Annotated in this window: 22 protein-coding genes; 11 read left to right on the top strand and 11 right to left on the bottom strand. The window is 71.4% G+C overall.

The features are described from left to right. Window positions 1-127: 127 nt before the first annotated feature. From ACQUQD_RS02535 to ACQUQD_RS02525, 3 genes are all read left to right on the top strand, one after another. Window positions 128-925 (top strand): alpha/beta fold hydrolase, encoded by a 798-nt coding sequence (locus ACQUQD_RS02535; protein WP_428950247.1) that lies wholly within the window; start codon window positions 128-130, stop codon window positions 923-925. 71 nt (window positions 926-996) lie between these two features. Continuing rightward, window positions 997-2,553 carry a murein biosynthesis integral membrane protein MurJ gene (murJ, locus tag ACQUQD_RS02530; protein ID WP_428957429.1) on the top strand — a complete coding sequence of 519 codons (1,557 nt, stop codon included), beginning with the start codon at window positions 997-999 and terminating at the stop codon, window positions 2,551-2,553. Window positions 2,554-2,575: 22 nt separating this feature from the next. After that, on the top strand, window positions 2,576-3,073 hold the full coding sequence (locus tag ACQUQD_RS02525) for a cupin domain-containing protein (RefSeq protein WP_428950246.1): 498 nt from the start codon (window positions 2,576-2,578) through the stop codon (window positions 3,071-3,073). A gap of 275 nt (window positions 3,074-3,348) precedes the next feature. On the opposite strand, the gene ACQUQD_RS02520 is transcribed toward ACQUQD_RS02525, so the two are convergent. From ACQUQD_RS02520 to ACQUQD_RS02500, 5 genes are read right to left on the bottom strand one after another with little or no spacing between them, the layout of a single operon-like run. Further along, the gene (locus ACQUQD_RS02520; RefSeq protein ID WP_428950245.1) at window positions 3,349-4,782 is read right to left on the bottom strand and encodes a cellulose binding domain-containing protein; all 1,434 of its coding nucleotides are present in this window, start codon (window positions 4,780-4,782) and stop codon (window positions 3,349-3,351) included. Further along, entirely contained in the window at window positions 4,779-6,344 is a 1,566-nt protein-coding gene (locus tag ACQUQD_RS02515; protein ID WP_428950244.1) for a beta-N-acetylhexosaminidase, read from the bottom strand. The genes ACQUQD_RS02520 and ACQUQD_RS02515 overlap by 4 nt, the downstream gene beginning before the upstream one ends. A gap of 24 nt (window positions 6,345-6,368) precedes the next feature. Beyond that, window positions 6,369-7,205: a carbohydrate ABC transporter permease gene (locus ACQUQD_RS02510; protein WP_428950243.1), complete on the bottom strand. Its 837-nt coding sequence runs from the start codon at window positions 7,203-7,205 to the stop codon at window positions 6,369-6,371. After that, window positions 7,202-8,170 carry a carbohydrate ABC transporter permease gene (locus ACQUQD_RS02505; RefSeq protein WP_428950242.1) on the bottom strand — a complete coding sequence of 323 codons (969 nt, stop codon included), beginning with the start codon at window positions 8,168-8,170 and terminating at the stop codon, window positions 7,202-7,204. The genes ACQUQD_RS02510 and ACQUQD_RS02505 overlap by 4 nt, the downstream gene beginning before the upstream one ends. Window positions 8,171-8,207: 37 nt before the next feature. Beyond that, window positions 8,208-9,479, bottom strand: coding sequence for an extracellular solute-binding protein (locus ACQUQD_RS02500; protein ID WP_428950241.1), 1,272 nt, complete (start codon window positions 9,477-9,479; stop codon window positions 8,208-8,210). Window positions 9,480-9,664: 185 nt separating this feature from the next. On the opposite strand from ACQUQD_RS02500, the gene ACQUQD_RS02495 reads away from it, so the two are divergent. Then, complete coding sequence (locus ACQUQD_RS02495; protein WP_428950240.1) at window positions 9,665-10,525, top strand: GntR family transcriptional regulator; 861 nt, start codon at window positions 9,665-9,667, stop codon at window positions 10,523-10,525. 52 nt (window positions 10,526-10,577) lie between these two features. Beyond that, window positions 10,578-11,018, top strand: a complete 441-nt coding sequence (locus ACQUQD_RS02490) for an OsmC family protein (protein WP_428950239.1) — start codon at window positions 10,578-10,580, stop codon at window positions 11,016-11,018. Window positions 11,019-11,042: 24 nt separating this feature from the next. On the opposite strand, the gene ACQUQD_RS02485 is transcribed toward ACQUQD_RS02490, so the two are convergent. Then, a complete protein-coding gene (locus ACQUQD_RS02485; protein WP_428950238.1) occupies window positions 11,043-11,180 on the bottom strand; it encodes a hypothetical protein in 138 nt (45 codons plus the stop codon). 113 nt (window positions 11,181-11,293) lie between these two features. Beyond that, entirely contained in the window at window positions 11,294-13,003 is a 1,710-nt protein-coding gene (locus ACQUQD_RS02480) for a chitinase (RefSeq protein WP_428950237.1), read from the bottom strand. 218 nt (window positions 13,004-13,221) lie between these two features. Here ACQUQD_RS02480 and ACQUQD_RS02475 point away from each other — a divergent pair, with 218 nt between their 5' ends. Beyond that, complete coding sequence (locus tag ACQUQD_RS02475; protein WP_428950236.1) at window positions 13,222-13,518, top strand: DUF1905 domain-containing protein; 297 nt, start codon at window positions 13,222-13,224, stop codon at window positions 13,516-13,518. A gap of 4 nt (window positions 13,519-13,522) precedes the next feature. Here ACQUQD_RS02475 and ACQUQD_RS02470 read toward each other — a convergent pair whose 3' ends face one another. Then, complete coding sequence (locus ACQUQD_RS02470; RefSeq protein WP_428950235.1) at window positions 13,523-14,020, bottom strand: mycothiol transferase; 498 nt, start codon at window positions 14,018-14,020, stop codon at window positions 13,523-13,525. Between the two features lie 246 nt (window positions 14,021-14,266). On the opposite strand from ACQUQD_RS02470, the gene ACQUQD_RS02465 reads away from it, so the two are divergent. The 4 genes from ACQUQD_RS02465 to ACQUQD_RS02450 all read left to right on the top strand — a co-directional run bounded on the left by ACQUQD_RS02465 (window position 14,267) and on the right by ACQUQD_RS02450 (window position 16,083). Continuing rightward, window positions 14,267-14,680, top strand: coding sequence for a hypothetical protein (locus tag ACQUQD_RS02465; protein WP_428957428.1), 414 nt, complete (start codon window positions 14,267-14,269; stop codon window positions 14,678-14,680). A gap of 104 nt (window positions 14,681-14,784) precedes the next feature. Next, complete coding sequence (locus tag ACQUQD_RS02460; RefSeq protein WP_428950234.1) at window positions 14,785-15,144, top strand: hypothetical protein; 360 nt, start codon at window positions 14,785-14,787, stop codon at window positions 15,142-15,144. Between the two features lie 42 nt (window positions 15,145-15,186). Beyond that, a complete protein-coding gene (locus ACQUQD_RS02455; protein WP_428950233.1) occupies window positions 15,187-15,669 on the top strand; it encodes a hypothetical protein in 483 nt (160 codons plus the stop codon). A gap of 39 nt (window positions 15,670-15,708) precedes the next feature. Then, window positions 15,709-16,083: a peptidase inhibitor family I36 protein gene (locus ACQUQD_RS02450; RefSeq protein WP_428950232.1), complete on the top strand. Its 375-nt coding sequence runs from the start codon at window positions 15,709-15,711 to the stop codon at window positions 16,081-16,083. 23 nt (window positions 16,084-16,106) lie between these two features. Here the strand turns inward: ACQUQD_RS02450 and ACQUQD_RS02445 are convergent, their stop codons facing one another. Then, window positions 16,107-17,339, bottom strand: coding sequence for a GNAT family N-acetyltransferase (locus ACQUQD_RS02445; RefSeq protein WP_428950231.1), 1,233 nt, complete (start codon window positions 17,337-17,339; stop codon window positions 16,107-16,109). Between the two features lie 166 nt (window positions 17,340-17,505). After that, window positions 17,506-18,123, bottom strand: coding sequence for an RNA polymerase sigma factor (locus tag ACQUQD_RS02440; protein WP_428950230.1), 618 nt, complete (start codon window positions 18,121-18,123; stop codon window positions 17,506-17,508). A gap of 155 nt (window positions 18,124-18,278) precedes the next feature. Here ACQUQD_RS02440 and ACQUQD_RS02435 point away from each other — a divergent pair, with 155 nt between their 5' ends. Further along, window positions 18,279-19,271 (top strand): MerR family transcriptional regulator, encoded by a 993-nt coding sequence (locus ACQUQD_RS02435; protein WP_428950229.1) that lies wholly within the window; start codon window positions 18,279-18,281, stop codon window positions 19,269-19,271. Here the strand turns inward: ACQUQD_RS02435 and ACQUQD_RS02430 are convergent. Continuing rightward, on the bottom strand, window positions 19,246-20,619 hold the full coding sequence (locus tag ACQUQD_RS02430) for a cryptochrome/photolyase family protein (protein WP_428950228.1): 1,374 nt from the start codon (window positions 20,617-20,619) through the stop codon (window positions 19,246-19,248). The genes ACQUQD_RS02435 and ACQUQD_RS02430 overlap by 26 nt on opposite strands. Between the last annotated feature and the right edge of the window lie 331 nt (window positions 20,620-20,950).

The following is a 20,950-nucleotide window of genomic DNA, read 5'->3' as shown; positions in this document are numbered from 1 at the left end:
GCAGTGAAGCGAGCGATCTCAAGGATCGCATCAGGTTCTTGCGTTTAGTTGTTGGAGAATTGCAGAGTGATGTTGTCGAGTCCACCGTTTGAACAGAGGTAGTTGCGATGAGGAAGAATCGTCGACCATGTCCCACGCACAGGCGGCCGACGGTGCCGCGCTCCACTACCAAGTCCGCGGCAGCGGCGCCCCGTTGGTGCTGCTGACCGGACAGTCGAACGACCACCGCTGGTGGGACCCGGTGCTCGACCGCTTCGCCGCGGCCTTCACGACCGTCGTCCTCGACTGGCGCGGCACCGGCGACAGCGACCGGCCCGACACGGACACCTACAGCACGGAGAACTTCGCCCGTGACGTCGTCGCCGTCCTCGACCACGCGGGCATCGACCGCGCCCACGTCTACGGCACCTCGATGGGCGGCCGCGTCGCCCAGTGGCTCGCCGCCGACCACGCCGCACGCGTCGACCGCCTCGTCCTCGGCTGCACCTCCCCGGGCGCACCGCACGGCGCCGAGCGCGGCCCCGCCGTCCGCAAGGCCCTCGCCGACCCGGACCCGGCCGCCGCCCGCGCGGCCCTGCTCGACCTGATGTACACACCCGCGTACGTCGCCACGCACCCCGGCCCGTTCCACACGCTCGGCGACCCGACGATGCCCGCGTACGCCCGCCGCCGTCACCTGCGGGCCAGCGCCCGCCACGACGCGTGGGACGCGCTGCCCCGGATCACCGCGCCGACCCTCGTCGTGCACGGCACGGACGACGACTTCAACCCGACCGCCAACGCGCCGCTGCTGGCCGAGCGCATCCCCGACGCGCGCCTCCTGCTGATCCCCGGCGGCCGGCACGCCTACTTCGAGGAGTTCGCGGACGACGCGACGCCCCCGGTCGTCGACTTCCTGAACGCGCGGACGGAGGAGGCCCGTTGACCAAGACCGCCCGAATACCCGGGCAGCAGGCCGAGCCGAGGGAGGCATCGCTCGCCCGGTCCTCGTTCCTCATGGCGATCGGCACGCTCGTCTCCCGCGCCACCGGCCTGATCCGCCAGGTCCTCCAGGCCGCCGCGCTCGGCACCGCCCTCTACGCGAGCACGTACAACACGGCGAACACCGTCCCCACCAGCCTGTACACCCTGCTCATCGGCGGCGCCCTGAACTCGGTCCTGGTGCCGCAGCTGGTCCGCGCCCGCGTCGAGCACGCCGACGGGGGCCGCGCCTACGAACAGCGCCTCGTCACCCTCGTCGTCTGCGTCCTCGGTCTCGGCACCGCCCTGGCCGTGTGGGCGGCGCCGCAGATCGTCGGCATCTACATGAACGACACGCCCCGAACGCACGCCGCGTTCGAGCTCACCGTCGTCTTCGCCCGATTCCTGCTGCCGCAGATCTTCTTCTACGGACTGTTCGCCATGCTCGGACAAGTCCTGAACGCACGCGGCAGGTTCGGCGCCATGATGTGGACGCCTGTCCTCAACAACATCGTCCTCATCGGCATGTTCGTCGCCTACCTGTCCCTGATGACGAGGCCCGCCGACGTCACCGACGTCACCATGACCCAGGTCCGCCTCCTCGGCACCGGCACGACCTGCGGCATCGCTGTCCAGGCCCTCGCCCTGATCCCGTTCGCCCGCGCGGCCGGGTTCCGGCTGCGGCCCCGCTTCGACTGGAAGGGCACGGGCCTCGGCGGAAGCATCCGGGCCGCCCGCTGGACCCTCCTGTTCGTCCTCGCGAACCAGGCCGCCCTCGCCGTCGTCACCCACTTCGCGAACTCCGCCGACGGCGCCCTGCCGCATTCCGGCGTCGGCTACACCGCGTACACCTACGCCCAGACCATCTGGCTGCTGCCCCAGTCCATCGTCACCGTCTCCCTCGTCACCGCACTGCTGCCCCGGATGAGCGCCGCGGCCGCCGAGGGCCGCGTCGACGACATCCGCGCCGACCTGTCCCGCGGTCTGCGCGCCACCGGCGCCGTGATCGTGCCCGCCGGATTCCTGTTCCTCGCGCTGGGACCGCAGATCGCCGCGCTGCTGTTCGGACACGGCGCCGCCGACCCCGGACCGCTGGGCCACATGCTGCAGGCGTTCGGCCTCGGCCTGATCCCGTTCTCCGCGCAGTACCTGATGCTGCGCGGCTTCTACGCGTTCGAGGACACCCGCACCCCGTTCCTGACCGCCGTCTGGATCGGAGCGATCAACGTCGCGCTCGCCTGTGCTTGCCACTGGCTGCTGCCCGTGCGCTGGGCCGTCACCGGTATGGCCGCGGGCTACGCGCTCTCGTACGGCATCGGACTGCTGCTCACCGCGCGGCTGCTGCGGCGCCGTCTCGACGGCCGCCTCGACGGACGGCGCCTGGTCCGCAGCTACGGGAAACTGGTCGCCGCCGCCGGGCTCGCGGCGGTCGCCGGCTGGGGCGCGGCCCGCGGATGCGCCGACGCGGCCGGTACCTCCGCCACCGGCACCGCGGTCGCGCTGGCCGCCGGGACCCTCACCATGGCCGTCGCCTTCCTGGCCCTCGGCCGGCTGCTGCGCATCGCCGAACTGCGTAGGCTGCCGTTCGCCTGACCACCAGGGAGGAACGATCGCGATGCCCGCAGCCCATGTCCTGCTCACGGAGCTCCTGGAGGCGGCCGACCCGGCCGCGACCGGAGCGTTGTGGCGCCTCGGCGGCGCGGCCCGGCAGCTCGACGCCAACGTGATCCGCGTACGGCCCGGCGCGCGCGGCGACGCCTACGTCGAGAACGACCTCGACGTCCTGCTCGTCGTCGCCGAGGGCCACGGGACCCTCCACCGGGCCGGCACCGACGAGGAACTGGCGCCGGGCACCCTCGTGTTCGTTCCGCGCGGTGAGCGGCGCGCCGTCAGCGCGGGCGAGGCGGGCCTCGTCTACATCACGGCGCACCGCAGGCGGCCCGGCATGACCATCGGCCGGGCCGCCACCGCGGTGACCGCGGAGGGCGGCGAGGCGCCGTGTCTGCTGCCCCGCGTCTGCGCGGAGTGCGGCCGGGCCGCCGAGGAGGCCGCGGCGCGCTTCTGCAGCCGGTGCGGAGAGCGCTTGCCCGCGGAGACTTCCGGCCGTAGTTGAGTGCGAGCAATCAAGCCAGACGGCGGGTTCCGCGCCCTCGGTACCTGCGTGCCGCAAGGGCTCAGGAGCTTCCCTTCCGTCACTTCTCGCCACTGATTCAACACGCAAGGTTACTGAAAGACGGGGGTCCGGGATGAGTTCCCCGGCCGCCCACGGCAGACTCTGGCGCAGGCGGCCGCCTACTCCCGAGGCGGTCGACCTGGGGAGGGGAAGCACCCCAGGGGGAGTCCGTGTGTGTGGGGCGCGCGGACTCCCCGTTTCCCCTCAGCTCCTGGTCAGGAAGCCGGCACCGTGTCCTCGAACGTGGTGCCCGCCGAGCGGTATGCGGTCACCTTCGCCGCGACCTGCGCCGGGGTGAGCACCTGGTCCTTGACGTGCAGCACATAGTCGACCTGCTGGTCGTAGGCGCGCGCGGTGGTGCTCGTCTGGCCGGCCAGGTCGATCAGCCACTGGTTGAAGTTGATCGACATGGGCCGCTCCGGCAGGTACGCGGCGTCGTGCGTGCCGAAGAGCTGCCCGTCGACGTAGTACTTGATGGTGCTGTTGTCGATGGTGAGCACCAGGTCGTGCCAGCCGCTGTAGCTCTGCCGGCTCTCCGTGTGCTGGTTCACCGCCTGCCACGGGTCAGGGTTGTAGGTCTCCCAGGACGTCGTGTACAGGATGTTCGACGGCTCGCCCCAGCCGCCGTTGGGCAGGTACTCGAAGTCGTACTCGGCGTAGTCGTCCGCCATCGGCGCCTTCAGGTCGTTGATGGTGAAGAACGTCTGCACCAGGTGGTCGCCGTCCGGACCGCTCTTCGGTGCGTCACTGAACTTGACCCGCGCCGCGTACGTCCCGTTCTTGAACTTGAGTGCCTTGGTGAGGACCTCGGTCTGCTTGGTGCTCTCGCCCGTACCCGCCGTCGACGTCTCCAGGTTCATCACCGCGTTGCCGCCGGAGGACGGGAACGTCACGTTTTGCGGCGCCCAGGTCGCGCCCGGTACGCCGGGGCCGCCGGAGTTCGAGCGCACGCTCCAGCCGTTCGCGGAGATCTTCGGGTCGTTGTAGCCGCTGTAGTTGAAGTCGTCGAAGAGCGTGGCCCCGTCGCCGGGCGGATCGGTCGGATCGGTCGGGTCCGTGGGATCGGTCGGGTCGTTGCCCTCGGGGGCCGTGCCCCAGACGACGGCTCCGTCGAGCTGCGCGGTGACCTTCGACCAGTTCGCGTACGCCGACTGGGCCGCGCCGAACGAGTAGTCGTCGGCCTGGTTCAGCGACTGCCAGTCCGCTCGGTAGAAGCGCAGCTGCAGATCACCGGTGTCCGCGCCCGCCGCGAGCGAACCGGCACCCGACGTGAAGCCGACCTCCAGGTAGCGGTCGGCGGTCGCGGTCGGGTGGGCGAGGGTGCCGAACGTGCCGGTGACGTTCCCGCAGCCCTTGACGGCCCACGAGCAGGCGAAGCGGTAATTCGCGCTCGCGGTGTCGGACTTGAAGTAGTAGCGGACCTTGACCGAGCTGAGCGGCACGCTCGCACTGCCGGTGTTGCGTACCTTCAGCCAGGGCTCGGCCTGGTCGCTGCCGGTGCTGCCCGTGTGGTACTGCACCGTCAGATCGCCGGAGGCGGCGGAGGCGCTGGACGGGAGCGCGAACAGGCCCGCGCAGCCGAGGGCGACGGCCACGGCGCAGGTGGCCGATCTGTTGAGGGCGGTCTTTCGCGTGGTGGACTTCTTCATGTCGGTTCCTTTCCGGAACGGTGGGGGACGGTGAGGTGCGGATCGAGGGGGCCGTGCCGCACGCCGAGCGCGGCGAGCCGGGACGTGTGCGCGGCGACGCGGTCGCGGAAGCCGGGCCAGGACGGAGCTCCGTGCCAGGCACGGTCGGCGAACGCGCACAGCCGGGGGAAGGACAGGCGGTCGACGTGCTCGGCGGCCGGGACGAACTCGGTCCACAACTGCGCCTGCATGCCGATGAGCTGTCCTGCGACGTCGGTGTCGTCCGGTGGCTCGTGGTCGTGGACCGCGCGCAGGTCGACCACGGCACCCGGCTGTGCCTGCGGTTCGGCGGGGGAGTGGGACTGCGCGTAGTCCAGGTAGCTCGCCCGGTGCTGGCCGCTGATCACGGTGTGGCCGCGTTTGAGGGCGATGCGGGTGTGCTCCGGGTCGCGCCACGTCATCACCGTGAAGTGCGGCGGCAGCCCCTCCCCGGTCTCCGCCCAGGCCGTCGGGACGCGGCCGCGATCGGTCAGGAGCTCCCCGATGCGGCCCAGGAACCAGCCGCGCAGCGCGGCCGTGTCCGGCAGCCCCTCGGCGGCGGCCCGGGCCCGCGCCGCCGGGCTCCGCGCCCACTCCGTGGTGGGGCACTCGTCGCCGCCGATGTGCACGTGCGGCGAGGGGAACACGTCGAGGACCTCGTCGAGGACGGCACGGCAGAAGTCGAGCACCGGCTCGTGCACGCCGAGGACGTTCTCGCACACACCCCACCGCGTCCACACGCCGAGCGGCCGCCCGGGCACGTTGCCCAGCTCCGGATAGGCGGCGAGGGCGGCCCGTGCGTGCCCCGGCATCTCGATCTCCGGCACGACGGTGACACCGCGCGCGGCGGCGTACGCGACGAGCCCGCGTAACTCCTCGCGCGTATAGGCGCCTTCGTGCGGCACCCCGTCGAAGAGGCGGCTCCCCGCGGGGCCCACCATCGACTCGGCCCGCCGCCCGCCCACCTCGGTCAGGCGGGGATACGCGGCGACCGGCATCCGCCAGCCCTGGTCGTCGGTGAGATGCAGATGCAGCACGTTCAGCTTGTGCAGGGCGAGCAGATCGACGTAGCGGCGCAGCAGCGACACCTGCTGGAAGTGCCGTGCCACGTCGAGCATGAAACCGCGCCAGGAATGCCGCGGCACATCGGTGATCTCCGCGCAGGGCACGCGCCAGGCGACGCCGGGCCGGGCCGTCCCCGACAGGGCTTCCGCCGGCAGCAGTTGGCGCACGGTCTGGATGCCCCGGAGCAGCCCGGGCAGGCGCGCGGCCCGCAGCAGCACCGCGTCCGGCGCGACGGTGAGGCCGTACCCCTCTTCGCCGAGGCCGCCCAACTGGGGATCGAGCGCGAGCACGAACGGCCCGTCGGGTGAGGCGGCCAGCGGCAGCCCGGTGGCGGGCGCGAGGAGCGTACGGAGCAGGTCGGCGGCCGGTTCGGCGCCGGGGGAGACCCGGACCGTCGTGCCGGGACGGAGCGTGAAGTGGCCGGGGCGAAAGGAGAGGTGCGTGGGCAGAGGGATCAGAGAGGGGCGGTGTGCGGGCACTGCGGACCTCCGGACAGGGGTGGCTCAGCCCTTGACGGCGCCGGCCGCGAAACCGGACGTGACATGCCGCTGCAGCACGAGGAAGATCACCAGCGCGGGCAGCGCGAACAGGGTGGAGGCGGCCATGGTGGCGCCCCAGTCGGTGCCGAACGTGTTGTGGAACGAGGACAGCCACACCGGCAGCGTCCGCTGGTCCTGCTGCTTGATGATGAGGAAGTTGGCGTACGCGAACTCGTTCCACGCCGTGATGTAGCCGAACAGCGACGTCGCCATCAGACCCGGCGCCAGCAGCGGGAACGCGATGTGCCGGAACGCGCCGACCCGGGTGCATCCGTCGACCTGCGCCGACTCCTCCAGCTCGGCCGGGATCGTCGCGATGAAACCGCGCAGCACCACGATCGTGAACGGCAGCGTCATCATGAAGTACACCAGCGTCAGCGTCGGCAGCCGGTCCAGCATCCCGGTGTCCCGCGAGATGATGTAGACGGGAATGATCAGCGATTCCCACGGTGCCATCTGCGCGACGAACACCATGAGCATGAACTGCCGCCGCCCGCGCCAGCGCATCCGCGCCACCGCGAACGAGGCGCCGAGCGCCACCAGCAGCGCGAGCAGGACCGCGCTCACGGTCACCAGCAGGCTGTTGCGCCAGAACAGTCCGAACCCGTCGGCGTCGATCGCCCGGCGGAAATGGTCGAGCGTCCAGCTCTGCGGCAGCAGCTGGGGGTGCTCGGACTGGATGTCGCGGCTCGGCTTGAAGGCCGTCGCGACCATCCAGTACACGGGGAAGAGGCAGACGACCACGGTGAGGGTCGCGGCGACATGGATCGGGATGCGGCGCAGCGCACGGGGGGTCGTCACCGTTCCGCCTCCTGTCGGAACATCTGCCGGAAGTAGGCCACGAGCACGCCGGACATGAGCAGCACCGTCAGCATCGACGCGGCCGATCCCAGGTCGTAGCGCTGCTGGGCCAGGGCCGTCTGCACCGCGTACACCGGCAGGATGGTCGTCGCGTCGCCCGGGCCGCCGCGGGTCATCACCCAGATCTGCACGAACGCCTTGAACGTCCAGATCACCTCGAGGGACAGCACCAGCATGAAGATCGGCCGCACGATCGGCAGCGTGACCGAGCGGAAGATACGGGCGCCGGACGCGCCGTCGATGCGAGCGGCCTCGTACAGCTCGGACGGCACCGTGGTGAGTGCCGAGTACAGCGTGATCGCCGCGAACGGGACCGACTGCCAGACCACGAGCGCGACCAGGATGGCGAACGCCGCCGGCCCGTGCGCCAGCCACGGATACCCCTCGTACGACGAGAACCCGAGGCCGGTCAGGGCGTGGTTGACGATCCCGAACTCCGAGTGGAACAGCCACTGGAACACCGTCGTCGCCGCGACCACCGGCATCGCCCAGGTCAGCACGAGCGCGCTGAGCACGGCCGTGCGCCAGAGCCGCCCGAGCCGCTCCACCATCAGCGCCACCAGCGTCGACAGCCCCATGATCAAGGCGACGTTGACCGCCATGAACAGGAACGTGCGGCGTACGACGGTCCAGAACCGGGCGTCGGAGAGCAGCGTGGTGTAGTTGTCGAAGCCGGTGAAGTGCGCGTCACCCAGGATGAGTTGGCGCAGCCCGAAGTCCTGGAAGGAGATCAGGACCGTGCGGGCCAGCGGATAGACGAGCAGGTACAGCATGCCGAGGAGGGCGGGGGCCACCAGCAGGTACGGCCAGGCGCCGGACGTGGTGGCGCGGCGGGCGGGGTCCCGTGGGCGCCGGGGCGGCCGGGTGAGGGGGCGGGGTGCGGTCCGCTCGCGGACGACCGACACGGCGCTCACTCCTTTCCGTCGTGACGAGGGGAGAGGGTCAGGATCCGGACTTCATCGCCGCGGTGATGGCGTCGGACGCCTTCTTCGCCTCCGAGGCCGCGTCGCCGCCCGCGAGGACCGCCGTCAGGTAGTCCTTGATCGGGTTCTTGGCCTCGACGGCCGCCCAGCCCGGCGTGTTCGGTGTCGCGTGCCCGACGGCCGCGCCGACCGCCATCGCCGAGGCGCCCGGGTCCTTGGCCACCGCGCCCGCGAGCGTCGTCTTGTTCGGTACGTAGCTCATCGCGACGGCGAGCTTCTTCTGCCAGGCGTCGCCGGTCAGTTCCTCGATGAAGGTGTACGCGGCGTCGTGGTGCTGCGACACCGTCGGGATCACCAGGTCCGAGCCGCCGGTGAAGACGGCGCCGGGCGTGCCGGCCGTCTTGCCGGGGATCGGGAAGAACCCCAGCTTGCCCTTCAGCTCGGGGTTGTTCTGGGTGACGACGTTGGCGCCGCCGGGGGTGCTGATGATCTGCGCCACCTGTCCCTTGGCCATCACTTCGGCCTGCGGCGGCTGTGCCTCGTCGGAGTCCTTGGGGCCCTTGCCGAGGGCCTGCAGCTTCTTGTAGAAGGCCATGGCGCGCAGCGCCTCGGGGGAGTCCAGGGCGCCCTTCCACTGTCCGCCGGACTCGGTGGCCAGGTCGCCGCCCTCGTCCCAGACGAAGCCGGAGAGGGCGTACCAGTTCTGTCCCGGCAGGTAGATGCCCTGCTGCGCCCCCTTGTCGAGCTTCTTCGTCGCGTCGATCCACTGCTCGCGCGTCGTGATCGACTTCGCGTCGACGCCGGCCTTCTCGAACAGGTCCGTGCGGTAGATGACGACCCGGTTCGCCGCGTAGTACGGGATACCGTACTGCTTGCCCTCGTACGCCCCCGGCTCGGCGAGGCCCTTCAGCCAGTCCTTGCCGCCGAGCGCGTCGACCTTGTCGCTCAGGTCCAACAGGCCGCCGCTCTGGGCGAACTGGGCGACCTGGGTGTTCCCGGTCTCGATGACGTCGGGCGCGTCGTTGCTGGCGAGGGCGGCCGTGACCTTCTCGCCGATGCCGTCCCACTCCTGGATCTGGACGCGCACGTCGATGTGCGGGTGCGCTGCCTCGAACCCCTTCTCGAACTCCTTCTGGAAGGCGGCCGAGACGCTGTCGCGCATCAGCCACACGTCGATGGTGGTCCGCCCGCCGTCACCCGATTCCCCGTCACCGGAGCCGGACGAACTGCAGGCACTGAGCCCGGCGACCGCGACGAGCGCGGACAGACCGGCGAGCAAGCGGAGCTTCACGGTTCACCTCTGGGGCGCCGGACCTGACCAGTTGTGCAACTGGTCAGGTGACCTCTGGTGGTGGAGAAAGCTGGCATAGACCACTGGACACGTCAAGCCCCCGGGAAATGCTGGGTAGTTGTCGATCAAGCCCGGGCCGTGGTCAACTGGTAAGGCAACTGGTCGTACGGCACGAGGGGGCGGAAGTGAACGCCGACGCGAACAGGGACGCGCCGGGGGCGGTGCTCAAGCGCGAGCGGGTCCGCGACCACATCCTCGAACTCATCGAGTCGCAGCGCCCCGGCGACGCGATCCCCTCCGAGCGCGCACTCTGCGCCCGGCTGGGCGTCTCGCGTCCCACGCTGCGCGCGGCCGTCGACGAACTCGTCGCCGCGGGCCTTCTCGTCCGCGAACACGGCCGCGGCATGTTCGTCGCCCCGGAGAAGATCACCCAGGAGCTCGTCGCCCAGGAAGAGGCGCTGACGGTGCCCCAGGCCGCCGGGGCCTGGACCAGCCGGCTGCTGGAGTTCACCACCATCCAGGCGGGCGCCCGGGTCGGCCGCAAGCTGCGCCTCTCACCCGCCGCGAAGATCGTGTACGTGGCCCGACTGCGGCTCGTCGACGGGGCGCCGATGGCCATCGAGCACCTGCACATCCGCGCCGACCTGGTCCCGGGCCTGAGCGCCCAGGAGCTGGAGAGCGGCGACCTGTACGCGCATTTGCGCGAACACCACGACGTACACGTCCGCGAAGCCGTCCAGGCCATCGAACCGACCGTCGTGACCCGCGCCGAGGCCGACCTCCTCGACGTCCCCGAACTGTCCCCCGCCCTGCTCTTCGAGCGGCTCACCTCGGACACGTCGGGGCGGCCCGTCGAGTACGTCCACTCGCTGTACCGCGGCGACCGCTACCGCATCGTCTCCCGCCTCACCCTCGGCCCCACGGCGACCGCCTCGGCCGTCGCCGTCCCGGAGGCGGGCCACCACCCCGGCATCCCGCCCGGCGACTTCGCGCACCGCGACACCGTCGCCTCCTCCACCCGGGGCGATGTCCAGCAGGCACCCTGACACACGCCGGCGCCTGCGCGGCGCGGGCCCCGGACCTGGTTACGGTTCCGCCATGGCCGACTACCGCATCGAAACCGTCCGCAACGGCGAGCGCGACTGGACCGCCCGCAACGACCGCGGCGCCGAGGTCCGTATCGCTCCCGCCGACTCCGACGGGGCCCAGCCCTCGTTCACCCCCGTCGAACTCCTCCTCGCCGCGCTCGGCGGCTGCGGCGGCCTCGTGGTCGACCGCACCGCCCGCACCGTCGACCACGACGCCCTGCGCATCGTCGTCGAGTCGGTCTCCCGGCCCGAGGACGACGGCCGCGTCGGCGCCGTGCGCGTCTCCTACGAACTCGCCCTGCCCGAGGGCGACACCCGCGCCGCCGAGACCCTGGAACGCGGCATCCGGCTCACCCACGAGAAGTACTGCACGGTCAGCCGCACCGTCGAACACGGCGCGCGCGTAGAGGCGTTGGGCCCCGACGGCACGATGCTCTTCATGGGCGGCTGACGGGGCGTCCCGCGCCCGGTCGGCTCAGCGTGCCCCGTCCGCCGACCGGAACCGCGCCGCCTCCAGGCGCACCGACTCGACGTACTGCCCCGGCGTCATCCCGGTCTCCGTGCGGAACGGCCGGGCCAGATGCCGGACGCTCTCACTCGGGCCTTGCGCCACGAAGTGCCGCCGGACGATCCGGCGGCACTCCTCAGCTTCCGCCTCCGCGGAGACGGGCGTCTTGGCTGTGGGGTCAGGTGTCCCACAGATTCGCAGATTCGGACACGGCCTGGTCAGGGCAGGTTGTGCACCTTCGGGCCGACCGAGTTCGACCAGGCGGAACCGGCCGTCGCGTCCCAGTTGGTCGACCAGGTCATCGCGCCGCGCAGCCCCGGATAGGTCTTCGCGGGCTTGAAGGAGCCGCAGCCCGTGCCGCGCGCCAGGCAGTCGAGCGCGTTGTTCACCACCGACGGGTCCACGTAACCGCTGCCCGCCCCGCGCGTCGACGCCGGGACGCCGAGACCGACCTGCGACGGGTCGAGGCCGCCCTCCAGCTGGATGCAGGCGAGTGCGGTCAGGAAGTCCACCGAGCCCTGGCTGTACACCTTGCCGTCGCAGCCCAGCATCGAACCGCTGTTGTAGTACTGCATGTTGACGACGGTGAGGATGTCCTTCACGTTGAGCGCGGTCTTGAAGTACTCGCCCGACGTCGACTGCATGTCGATGGTCTGCGGCGCCATGGTGAGCACCAGCTTCGACCCGGCCTTCTGCGACAGCTGGCGCAGCGCCTTCGTCATGTACGTCGAGTTGAGGCCGTTCTCCAGGTCGATGTCGACGCCGTCGAAGCCGTACTCCTGCATGAGCGCGTACGCGCTGTTCGCGAACGCCGTCGCGGACGCGTCGCTGTTGACCGAGATGCTGCCCTTCTCGCCGCCGACCGAGAGGATCACGGACTTGCCCGCGGAGTGCTTGGCGGCGATGTCCGCCTTGAAGTCGGCGGTGGAGGCGTAGCCGACGGCCGGGTCGAGGTTGAAGGTGATCTGCCCCGGGGTGGTCGTGGCGTCGGCGAACGACACCGCGATGATGTCGTACTGCGACGAGACGTCCCGCAGCTTCTGCACGGTCGCGCCGTTGTCGAAGTTCTGCCAGTAACCGGTCAGCGCGTGCTTGGGCACGGTGCCGCCGCCTCCGCCGCCCCCGGAGGTGGCTGTCTTCGCCGTCACGGCCGCCGACTTGGCGGACTCACCGGCCGCGTTCGTCGCGCTGACCTGGAAGCTGTACGAGGTGTTCGCCGTCAGGCCGGTGACGGTCGCCGAGGAACCGGAGACCGAGGCGACCTTCGTGCCGTCCCGGTAGACGTTGTAGCCGGTGGCCGTGGAGACCGGGGTCCAGGACAGGTCGACGGAGGACGACGTCGTCGCGCCCGCGGCGAGGCCCGCCGGTACGCCCGGAACGACCACCGGGTCGGTGCCGCCGCCCCCGTCGGGTCCGAAGACGCTCACGTCGTCCACGTAGTACGGGCTCTGCCCGTACCAGCCGTGCGTGTAGACCGTCACCGACGTCGTGTTCGCGCCTGTCTTGAAACTGGTGGTGAGCTGCTGCCAGGACGAGCTGCCCGGCGTCCAGGTCGAGACATCGGTGGTGCCGGTGCCGCTCGCGCCGAGGTAGGCGTAGCCGCCCTGTACCCAACTGCTCAGCGTGTACGTCGAGTTGGGCTTGACCGCGACGGTCTGGGTGCACTTGGCGTTGTCCTGGCCCGCGGGGGTGCCCTTCAGCGCCTTGGCGCCGCCGTGCACGGGCGAGGAGACGGTCGCGCCGCTGCCCGCGGTACAGGTCCAGTTGCTCAGATCGGACTCGAAGCCGGCGTTCTTGGCGACGTTGACGTCCGCGGCCTGGGCGGGAGCGGCGAGCGCGGTGACGCCGAGCGCCGCGGCCGAGGTGACGGCGAGTGCGGCGCCGAGCCGGCGCCGGGCGCCGGGTCTGCCATGACGTGCACGGTCCACGGGAGTGCCTCCGGGGGAGAGGTGAAGGGCGGATGTGAACGGTGGCCACCGCTGTGCGTCAGAATTGGTCCAGGCCAATCGAGTTGTCAAGACCTCTGGAGTGCCCGGCCCGCGGAAGTCCCCGGCCTCGTGGAGTGCGACGAGTCCCGCCGCGCGGCAAGGTCGTAGCAGGGGGCGGGGCAGGAGGCCCCGCCGCACACCGGCCGTCGGAGGTCACCATGGCAGCGCGCCCGGACGCGGCGACGGCGCTGAACAAGCGTTTCAGCGCCGTGCTGGAGAAAAGCCCGAACCCGGGCGGATGGACCTACGTCGTCTGGCCCGAAGCGGCCGCGTTCTTCGGTACGCGCGGACTGGTGAAGGTGCGCGGCACCGTCGACGGGCACCCTTTCCGCAGTTCCTTCATGGCCCTCGGCGACGGCCGCCACAAACTTCCCGTGAAGGCGGACGTGCGACGCGCGATCGGAAAGGATGTGGGCGACACCGTGACCGTCCTGCTGGAGGAGCGGCTTTCCTGAGCGTTCAGAGCAGTCCGCGCACGTAAGCGGCCTGCCCCACGTGCTGGAGGTCGTCCGACAGCACACTGATGAGCCGCACGCCCAGGGTCACCGGCGGGTCCCAGTTCTCGTCCACGACGCGGTCGAGCGCGGCGTCTTTCAGGTCACCCAGAAAGCCCAGCGTCTGCTCGTGGACCGCGTCGTAGTAGCCGAGCAGCAGCGTGCCGGAATCGACCTTCACCTGGCCGACCTGCTGGGACGTATGGCCGTATCCGGTGTCCGTCGCCGGCAGGCGCAGGCCGAACCGGTCGGCCCAGCCCCGCGCGAGCCAGACCTGCTCGAACCCGGCCGCATCGGCGAGATGGTCGTCCTGCACGCGCGTGAGATGCCAGATCAGCCAGGCGACGGAATTCGCGCCGCCGGGGCGCGCGTGGAGATCGTCGGGGGAAAGGCCCTCGACCGCCGCGTGCACTTCCTCCTGAATGCGGCCGTAGCCGTCGATGAGTACGTCGTGTGAGTGCATGGGGTGCAGTTTCGTCGACCGTCTGCATTTCGGCCAACGGAGCGCCCGAATATGCCAGGAGACTGGCGCGAAAAGCATGGTGACAGTGCGCACGAAGTGCCGATACTCGTCGGGTGAGACGGTTGAACTTTGTTCGATGCGGCATATCGCGGATCAATGACCTTGATCGGCGCGGCCGTCGGGATCGGATCGCTGATCAATTACCGACCAGTTAGTGATCAATGGTGCCAGGCAATGGGGGAGATCGTGCACGACGAATTCCTGTGCCACGTCACCGCGTACGGAATCTGCGGTGGACGGCGCGTCGGAGTTCCGCTCGGTACCTACCGCGCCCCCACCCTGCCGCTCGCCCTGTGGTGGCTGCGCGACCGTGCCACCTGGATCGCCGAACGGCTCGACCCCCGCCCCGGACTGTCGCACGTGCCGGAGGGCGCCCTGATGCCGATCGGCGACGACACCCCGGACGTGCCCGACCTGCTGCGGGCCTGGTGCGCGGACACCGCTCAGCAGGAGTGCGTCGCCGAGGAGTTGGCGGGCGGCCGGCTCGTCCGCGTCGCCACCCGCGACGACACCACCGAGTACGAGCTCCTCGCCGAGTCCGTGGACGCCGTGCGCATGGCCCGCACGGCCGCGCGCGCCCGGACCCACGCCTCCGTATGACAGTCATGACTAGTAACCGACACGAGTGAAGCGGCGATTGCCTGAGCGAACACCCGGGGAGTGTGGTCACGCACGGTAATCACGACCACCTCGGGGCCGCCTGAATGAAGAGCACGTCCGCACTCACCGTCACGCTCCTGGCCCTCGCGGCCGCCCTCGTGCCGAGCGCGACCGGCGCCCAGGCGGCAGGGGGTCCGGGCCAGGTCTGCTTCTGGACCGAGCCGGGCCAGCACGGCCAGGCCTGGTGCTACGGGCCACCCGGCTACGCCGAGGCGGAGAACGGCACACAGCGTCACGCCTACTCCTTCGAGTCCCGCGTCGCGGGCAGCGTCTACGCCATCAGCTACACCGCCTCCAACTGCCTCTACCGGGAGATCCGGCGCGACGACTACTCCGAGAACTGGGAGTGGGCACAGAAGATCGACGGGGTCAGCGACAACACCATGGGCTGTGAGCGGGGCTGACCGACCATGCGATCCCGACCACGGCCGTGGAGGCTCGCCCTCGTGACGGGCCTGCTCCTGCTCACCGGGTGCGCGGGCCGCCCCGCACCACCGGCTCTCTCGCCCGACGACACCATCAGGGCCGCACAACAGGTCCTCACCGACCGCTGCCTCACCCGCCAGGGGCTCACCCCGCCCCGGCCCGGGCAGCGCGGGGTGAGCGCCGACGAACAACAGCGCGTCGCCGCCGCCCTGTTCGGTCGCCCGCCCGCCGAGCTGTCCCTGACCCTCGCCAACGGCGTCCCCGTACGCGCCCACACCGACGGCTGCCTGGCCGCGGCCCAGCGCAGCCTCTACGGGGACGAGAAGCGCTGGTTCCAGGTCTCGACCGTCGTCAACAACCTCCGGCCCGAGGCCGCCTACCGGGAGCGCAGCCTCGCCTCGGTGCGGGCGCGGCACCGAGCCGAGGTCACCGAATGGCGCCGGCTGAAGGCGCACGCATTCGATGCGTCGGCCCGCGTGCTGCATGCCGCCGGCCACCGCTGACACACGGCACCAGCCGAAGAACACACCACAAGGAGACACATGACCCTGAAGCACCCCCTCGCCCTGCTCGCCGCCGCCGTCATCGCCTTCGGCGGCGCCGCGGTCACCACGACCGCGTACGCCGCCCAGTGCCCCAGCGGCGAGTTCTGCGCCTGGACCGACGCCGACTACTCCGGTCAGCGCTGGAACTGGTCCGGCGACGACGGCGACTGGGAGCCCGGCATCCAGGACGAGGACTCCTCCTGGGCCAACCACGGCATCTCCGGACCCGGTATCAAGGACCACGTCCAGGTCTACGAGAACCCGGGCTGGGTCGGCTTCGGCACCGTCTGTCTCGCGCCGGGGCAGGAGATCCCGTCCGACGGCTGGGGCAACGACAGCGGTGACTCCCACACCTGGAAGATGAGCTGCTGAACGCCCCGCGCCGCGGCGGGAGTTCAGAACCCGTCGGTCGTGTGCGGCAGTAGCTCCGTGTACAGCGCGGCGTCGAGCATCGACGCCGCGCCCGGCGTGTGCTCGGTGACCAGCCCCGCCTGCACCAGCGACCGCACGGGCGTCGCGCCCATGTAGGCGGCGGCCAGGTCGCGCGCCTCCAGCGACAGATCCGGCGCGTCCCCGGTCGGCGCGTACGAGAACCCGTCCGGCGACGCGATCAGCCGGTACGAACCCGCATTGTCCGGCCGCTGCTCGTCACGGACCGCGAGCACCACGTCGACGGGGGCCGCCCAGGAGCGTGCCGCCAGTGCGGCCCGCACGTCGACGAGCCGCACCCACAGCGACGGGAACGAGCCCGTCACCCGCACCTGGTCCCGGTCCGCCGCGAACAGCAGCAGCGGATCGTCCAGCGGCCGGACCCAGGCCCGCACCTTCCCCGTCAGGTCGATCGCGGTCAGATAGCTCCACAGCGCGGCGGCCTCCTCGGGACCATCGGCCTCCAGGTCGTCGACGCGGACCAGGCCCGGCGTGTTCGCGTCCTCGTCACCCGCCTTGGTCCGGTAGATCGCGTACCCGGCGAGCGGGTCGCCCAGCGTGACCACCCGGGGCGGCGACATGTCGTCGTCGTCCTCGTCCTTCTCGACCAGCCACTCGTCGCGCCACCAGGCCTCCGTACGCGCCTGCCGGCCCGCCCGGTGCGCACGCGTGCTCTCGAAGTAGGGGCCGAGCAGCGCGGGGGCCGACTCCGGGTCGACCAGGCGCAGGGGGCGGGGGTCGGGCGCGATGCGCAGCGCGAGTGGACGCCGCGAGTCGATCTCCACGGTCGCGCCGTACGTGCCCGCGCCGAAGCCGAACCGCCCATAGATCGACGCCTCCGACGCCCACAGGGCGACGAGCGGCGCGCCCTGCCGGGCACAGCGGGCGAACAGCTCGCCCATCATCGCGGAGAGCACGCCGCGCCGCCGGTGCGTCGGCGCCACCGACACGAACGTCAGGCCGGGACAGGGGAGTTCACCGCCGCCCGGCACGGAGACGGTGAAGGGGTGCGCCGCCGCGAACCCGATCAGATCGTCACCGTCGTAGGCGCCGATGCGCAGAAGGTCGGCCAGGGTCTCACGGTGGTGCTTGCGCCGGTCGTCCTCCGGTGATTCGTGGAAGACGAGGTAGGCGAGCGCGAGGGCGCGCTCGATGTCGGATTCGGGCAGCTCACGGATCTGGACGGATCGGGCATTCATGATCACAAACCCTAACGGGGAGCTGCCTCTCGCGCCGCCCGTGGGGCCTCCGTGGGCAGCGCCATGGGGCGCCGCCCACGGCGACAGGCCTCGGCGGCGCCGACTCCGTCGAGGACGGGCAGGCGGCGGGGGCCGGGCCACCCCGCCGTCCGACTGCGAGGATGCGTCACACAAGCCTGTCAGGTACTTCCGGCATCCTGCCCGGGGCGGATGCGCCCGCGCCGCGATTTCTGCTGCACTCCCGCAGGCGCGCACTCAGCCGTTGCATGCCGCGCCGGGCATGACTCTTGACCGTACCCAGAGGCCACCCCGTGCGGTCCGCGATCTGCGGCTGGGTCAGATCCTCGTAGAACGCGAGCCACAGGACCGTGCGCTGGGGCACCGGCAGCCGCGCCAGCTCCTGGGACACCAGCACCCGGTCGAGCGCCGCCTCCGTCTCCTCCACCACCACCGTGCACTCGGCGGTCACCCCGTCGAGCACGGCCGCCCAGCGGCTGCGCGAGGCCAGCGCGTCCGCGATGTGATGCCGGGTGATCCCCGTCAACCACGCGGCTGGGGAACCGAGTTCGGGACGATAGCCGGCCCGTCCGCGCCATGCGGCGAGGAACACCTGCTGGGTGATGTCCTCCGCGTCACACGTGTCGCCCAACGCCCGCCGGGAGAGCCGCAGCACCAGAGGCGACCATCGCCGGTACAGGTCCGCCAGCTGTGCCGCGTCCGTCCGAGCTCCCGTCTCGGGCGACTCGTACACCCCCGGCGTAACAGGCCGGACCGCTGTGCTCATCGGTGCCTCGTCAACTCCTCGGCCCGTACCCGAACGTGACGTTTCCCGAACGGAAGTGGACGGATGGGCCGCGTCTCCGTCCACGGACCGGTCATCCTGGAAACCCGTACGGCCGAACGGCAACTCGCATCGTTTGTGCGTCGTATCGTGAGCCGATGGACGAGGAGCGGGACACAACGCGAGACGCGCACGGCGACGTAGCGACGGAACCGGGGGTCACCACCGGCGCCCTCGCCCGGCGCCTGGGAGTGTCACCGACGACCCTGCGCACCTGGGACCGCCGCTACGGGCTCGGACCCGCAACGCGGTCCGAGGGCCACCACCGCCGCTGGTCGGCGGAGGACATCGCGGTCGTCGAGGAGATGTGCCGCCTCGCCGCGACGGGACTGCCGCCCGCCGAGGCCGCGCAGATGGCCCGCAAGCGCCAGGACCCGGTCCTTCCCGTCGTCCTCCCGCAGCCGCGCCGGGAACCGGCCCGGCTCCCGGAGACCACGCTCGAACGGCAGCGGCGCGGTCTGGCGCGCGCCGCCACGCGCCTCGACGCACCAGCCGTACACGAACTGCTGACGCAGGCGGTGGCGCGGCACGGCCTGGTCGGGGCCTGGCAGGACGTGATGGCGCCGGTGCTGCACGCGATCGGCCGTAAGTGGGAGGAGGCGGGCGACCGCTACGTCGAGGTCGAACACCTGCTGTCCTGGCATGTCGCGCGCATCCTGCACCGCGGCAGCGTCGCGCCCGTCACCGTCGCCGCCCCGCCCGTCGTGCTGGCCTGCGTGCCGGCCGAACAGCACGCACTGCCGCTGGAGGCGCTCAGCGCGGCGCTGGACGAAATCGGCCTGCCCCAGCGCATGTTCGGAGCGGCCGTGCCCGTCGAGGCGGTCACGGCGGCCGTGCGCAGGACGGGGCCGCGGGTCGTCGTCCTGTGGGCGCAGGCCCGGTCCACCGCGAGCGTGCCGCTGGCCAGGCACCTCGCCGAGACCCGATGGGGCGTGCGCGGGGCCCGCGGCAGGTCCGCCGTGATGCTCGGCGGACCCGGCTGGGCGGGGCACACGGTCCGCGGCACCCTGCGCCCGACGTCGCTGCCGGATGCCCTGACCCGCATCGAGCGGCTCTACCCCGAGCTCACCGCACGCTTCGAGCCCGTTTGAACCGGGCCAGTCCGTCGGGCAGTTCCAGCAGCGGCTCCGGGTAGTCGTACGCGGCCCGGTCCTTGCCGCTCAGCTTCCACGGTTCGTGCACCGCGGGCCCGTCCAGCCCGGCCAGCTCCGGGACCCAGCGCCGCACATACGCTCCGTCCGGGTCGTAGCGCTTGGCCTGCGTCACCGGATTCAGCACCCGATTGGGGCGGCTGTCCGTTCCGGTGCCCGCCATCCACTGCCAGTTCATCTGGTTGTTGGCGACGTCTCCGTCCACGAGGTGGTGGAGGAAGTGCCGGGCGCCCACCCGCCAGTCGACGTACAGCGTCTTGGTGAGGAAGCTCGCTGTCAGCAGACGGGCGCGGTTGTGCATCCAGCCTTCGTGCAGCAGCTGCCGCATTCCCGCGTCGACCACCGGATATCCCGTGCGCCCCTCCCGCCATGCGTCGATCTCCTCGCCCGCCGACCGCTCGGAGCGCCACCGGTCGTGGTGGGTGCGGTAGTCGTCGTGCGCCGCGGCCGGGCGGGCGGCCAGCACCTGATGGTGGAAGTCCCGCCAGGCCAGCTGCCGGACGAACGCCTCGGCGCCGGAACCGCCCGCCGCCCGCGCCCGGGTGACCGCCTCGACCGGGCTGACCGTGCCGAAGTGCAGATCGGGGGAGAGCCGGGAGGTCGCGTCGCCCGGCAGGTCGTCGTGCCGGTTCTCGTAATCGGCGATCCCGGAGCGCAGCCAGGCGGTGAGCCGCGCCCGGCCCGCCTGCTCCCCGCCCTCGGCGAGACCCGGTGACACCCCGGGGACGGCGCCGCGCTCGGGCAACGGCTCGGAGCCGATGCCGTCGGGCACGGTGACGGCGCGCGGGGCCCGGCCCACCGTGCGCGTCTGATGCTGCGCCCAGTGCCGGTGGTACGGCGTGAACACGGCGAAGTGGTCCTTGGCCGCCGGGGTGACCGCACCCGGCGGCACGCAGGTCACCACGGCGTCATGGGCGATCACCTCGCAGCCGATGCCGTGCAGCGCCGCCCGCAGCGCCTCCTCACGACGGCGGGCGTAGGCGCTCACGCCTCCCGCCAGATGCAGCGCGCACGCGTCCGTCTCGGTCACCACCTTCGCGACCTCCTCCGCGATGTCCCCCGACCGCACCACGAGCCGCCCGCCGCGCTCCCGTAGCGCCGCGTCGAGATCACGCAGGCAGTCGGCGAGGAACGCCTCCCGGTTCGGAGCGGGGAACCCGGTCGCGTCGATCCCCGCGTCCCGGACGAACAGCGGCACCACCGCGTCCGACGCGTTCAGAGCGGCCCGCAGGGGCGGGTGGTCGTGGACCCGCAGGTCCGAGGTGAACAGGACGACACGGACACGCACGGAATCACTCCTGGCTGATCGAGGGGGGCTGTTCGGGGAACGGGGTCCGGCCGAGCGTGCTCAGCCGTTCCCTCAGTCCCTTCCGGCCCTGGGACGTGCACGGATGCATGTATTCCATGGCAGCAGGGGCATCCGTGCATGATCACCCCAGGAGGGGGCAAGCGCAGCTCAAGGGACGACGGACGGTCACCGGGCGGGGACCGTCCGTGCGGTGTCGACGGTGTGGAGGTGCCGGCGAAATGCGGGCGAAGGTGTTGCGACGGTTTCCCGCGGGGGCGCCCCGCGGATCCTGGCCGGCGGAGGAGTACGCCGCACGGCTGCGTGCCCAGGG

The organism is Streptomyces sp. cg35, assembly GCF_050410835.1.
Taxonomy (GTDB): Bacteria; Actinomycetota; Actinomycetes; order Streptomycetales; family Streptomycetaceae; genus Streptomyces.
The sequence above is the reverse complement of the archived record's forward strand: the minus strand, read 5'-3'. Positions and strand labels throughout refer to the sequence as shown.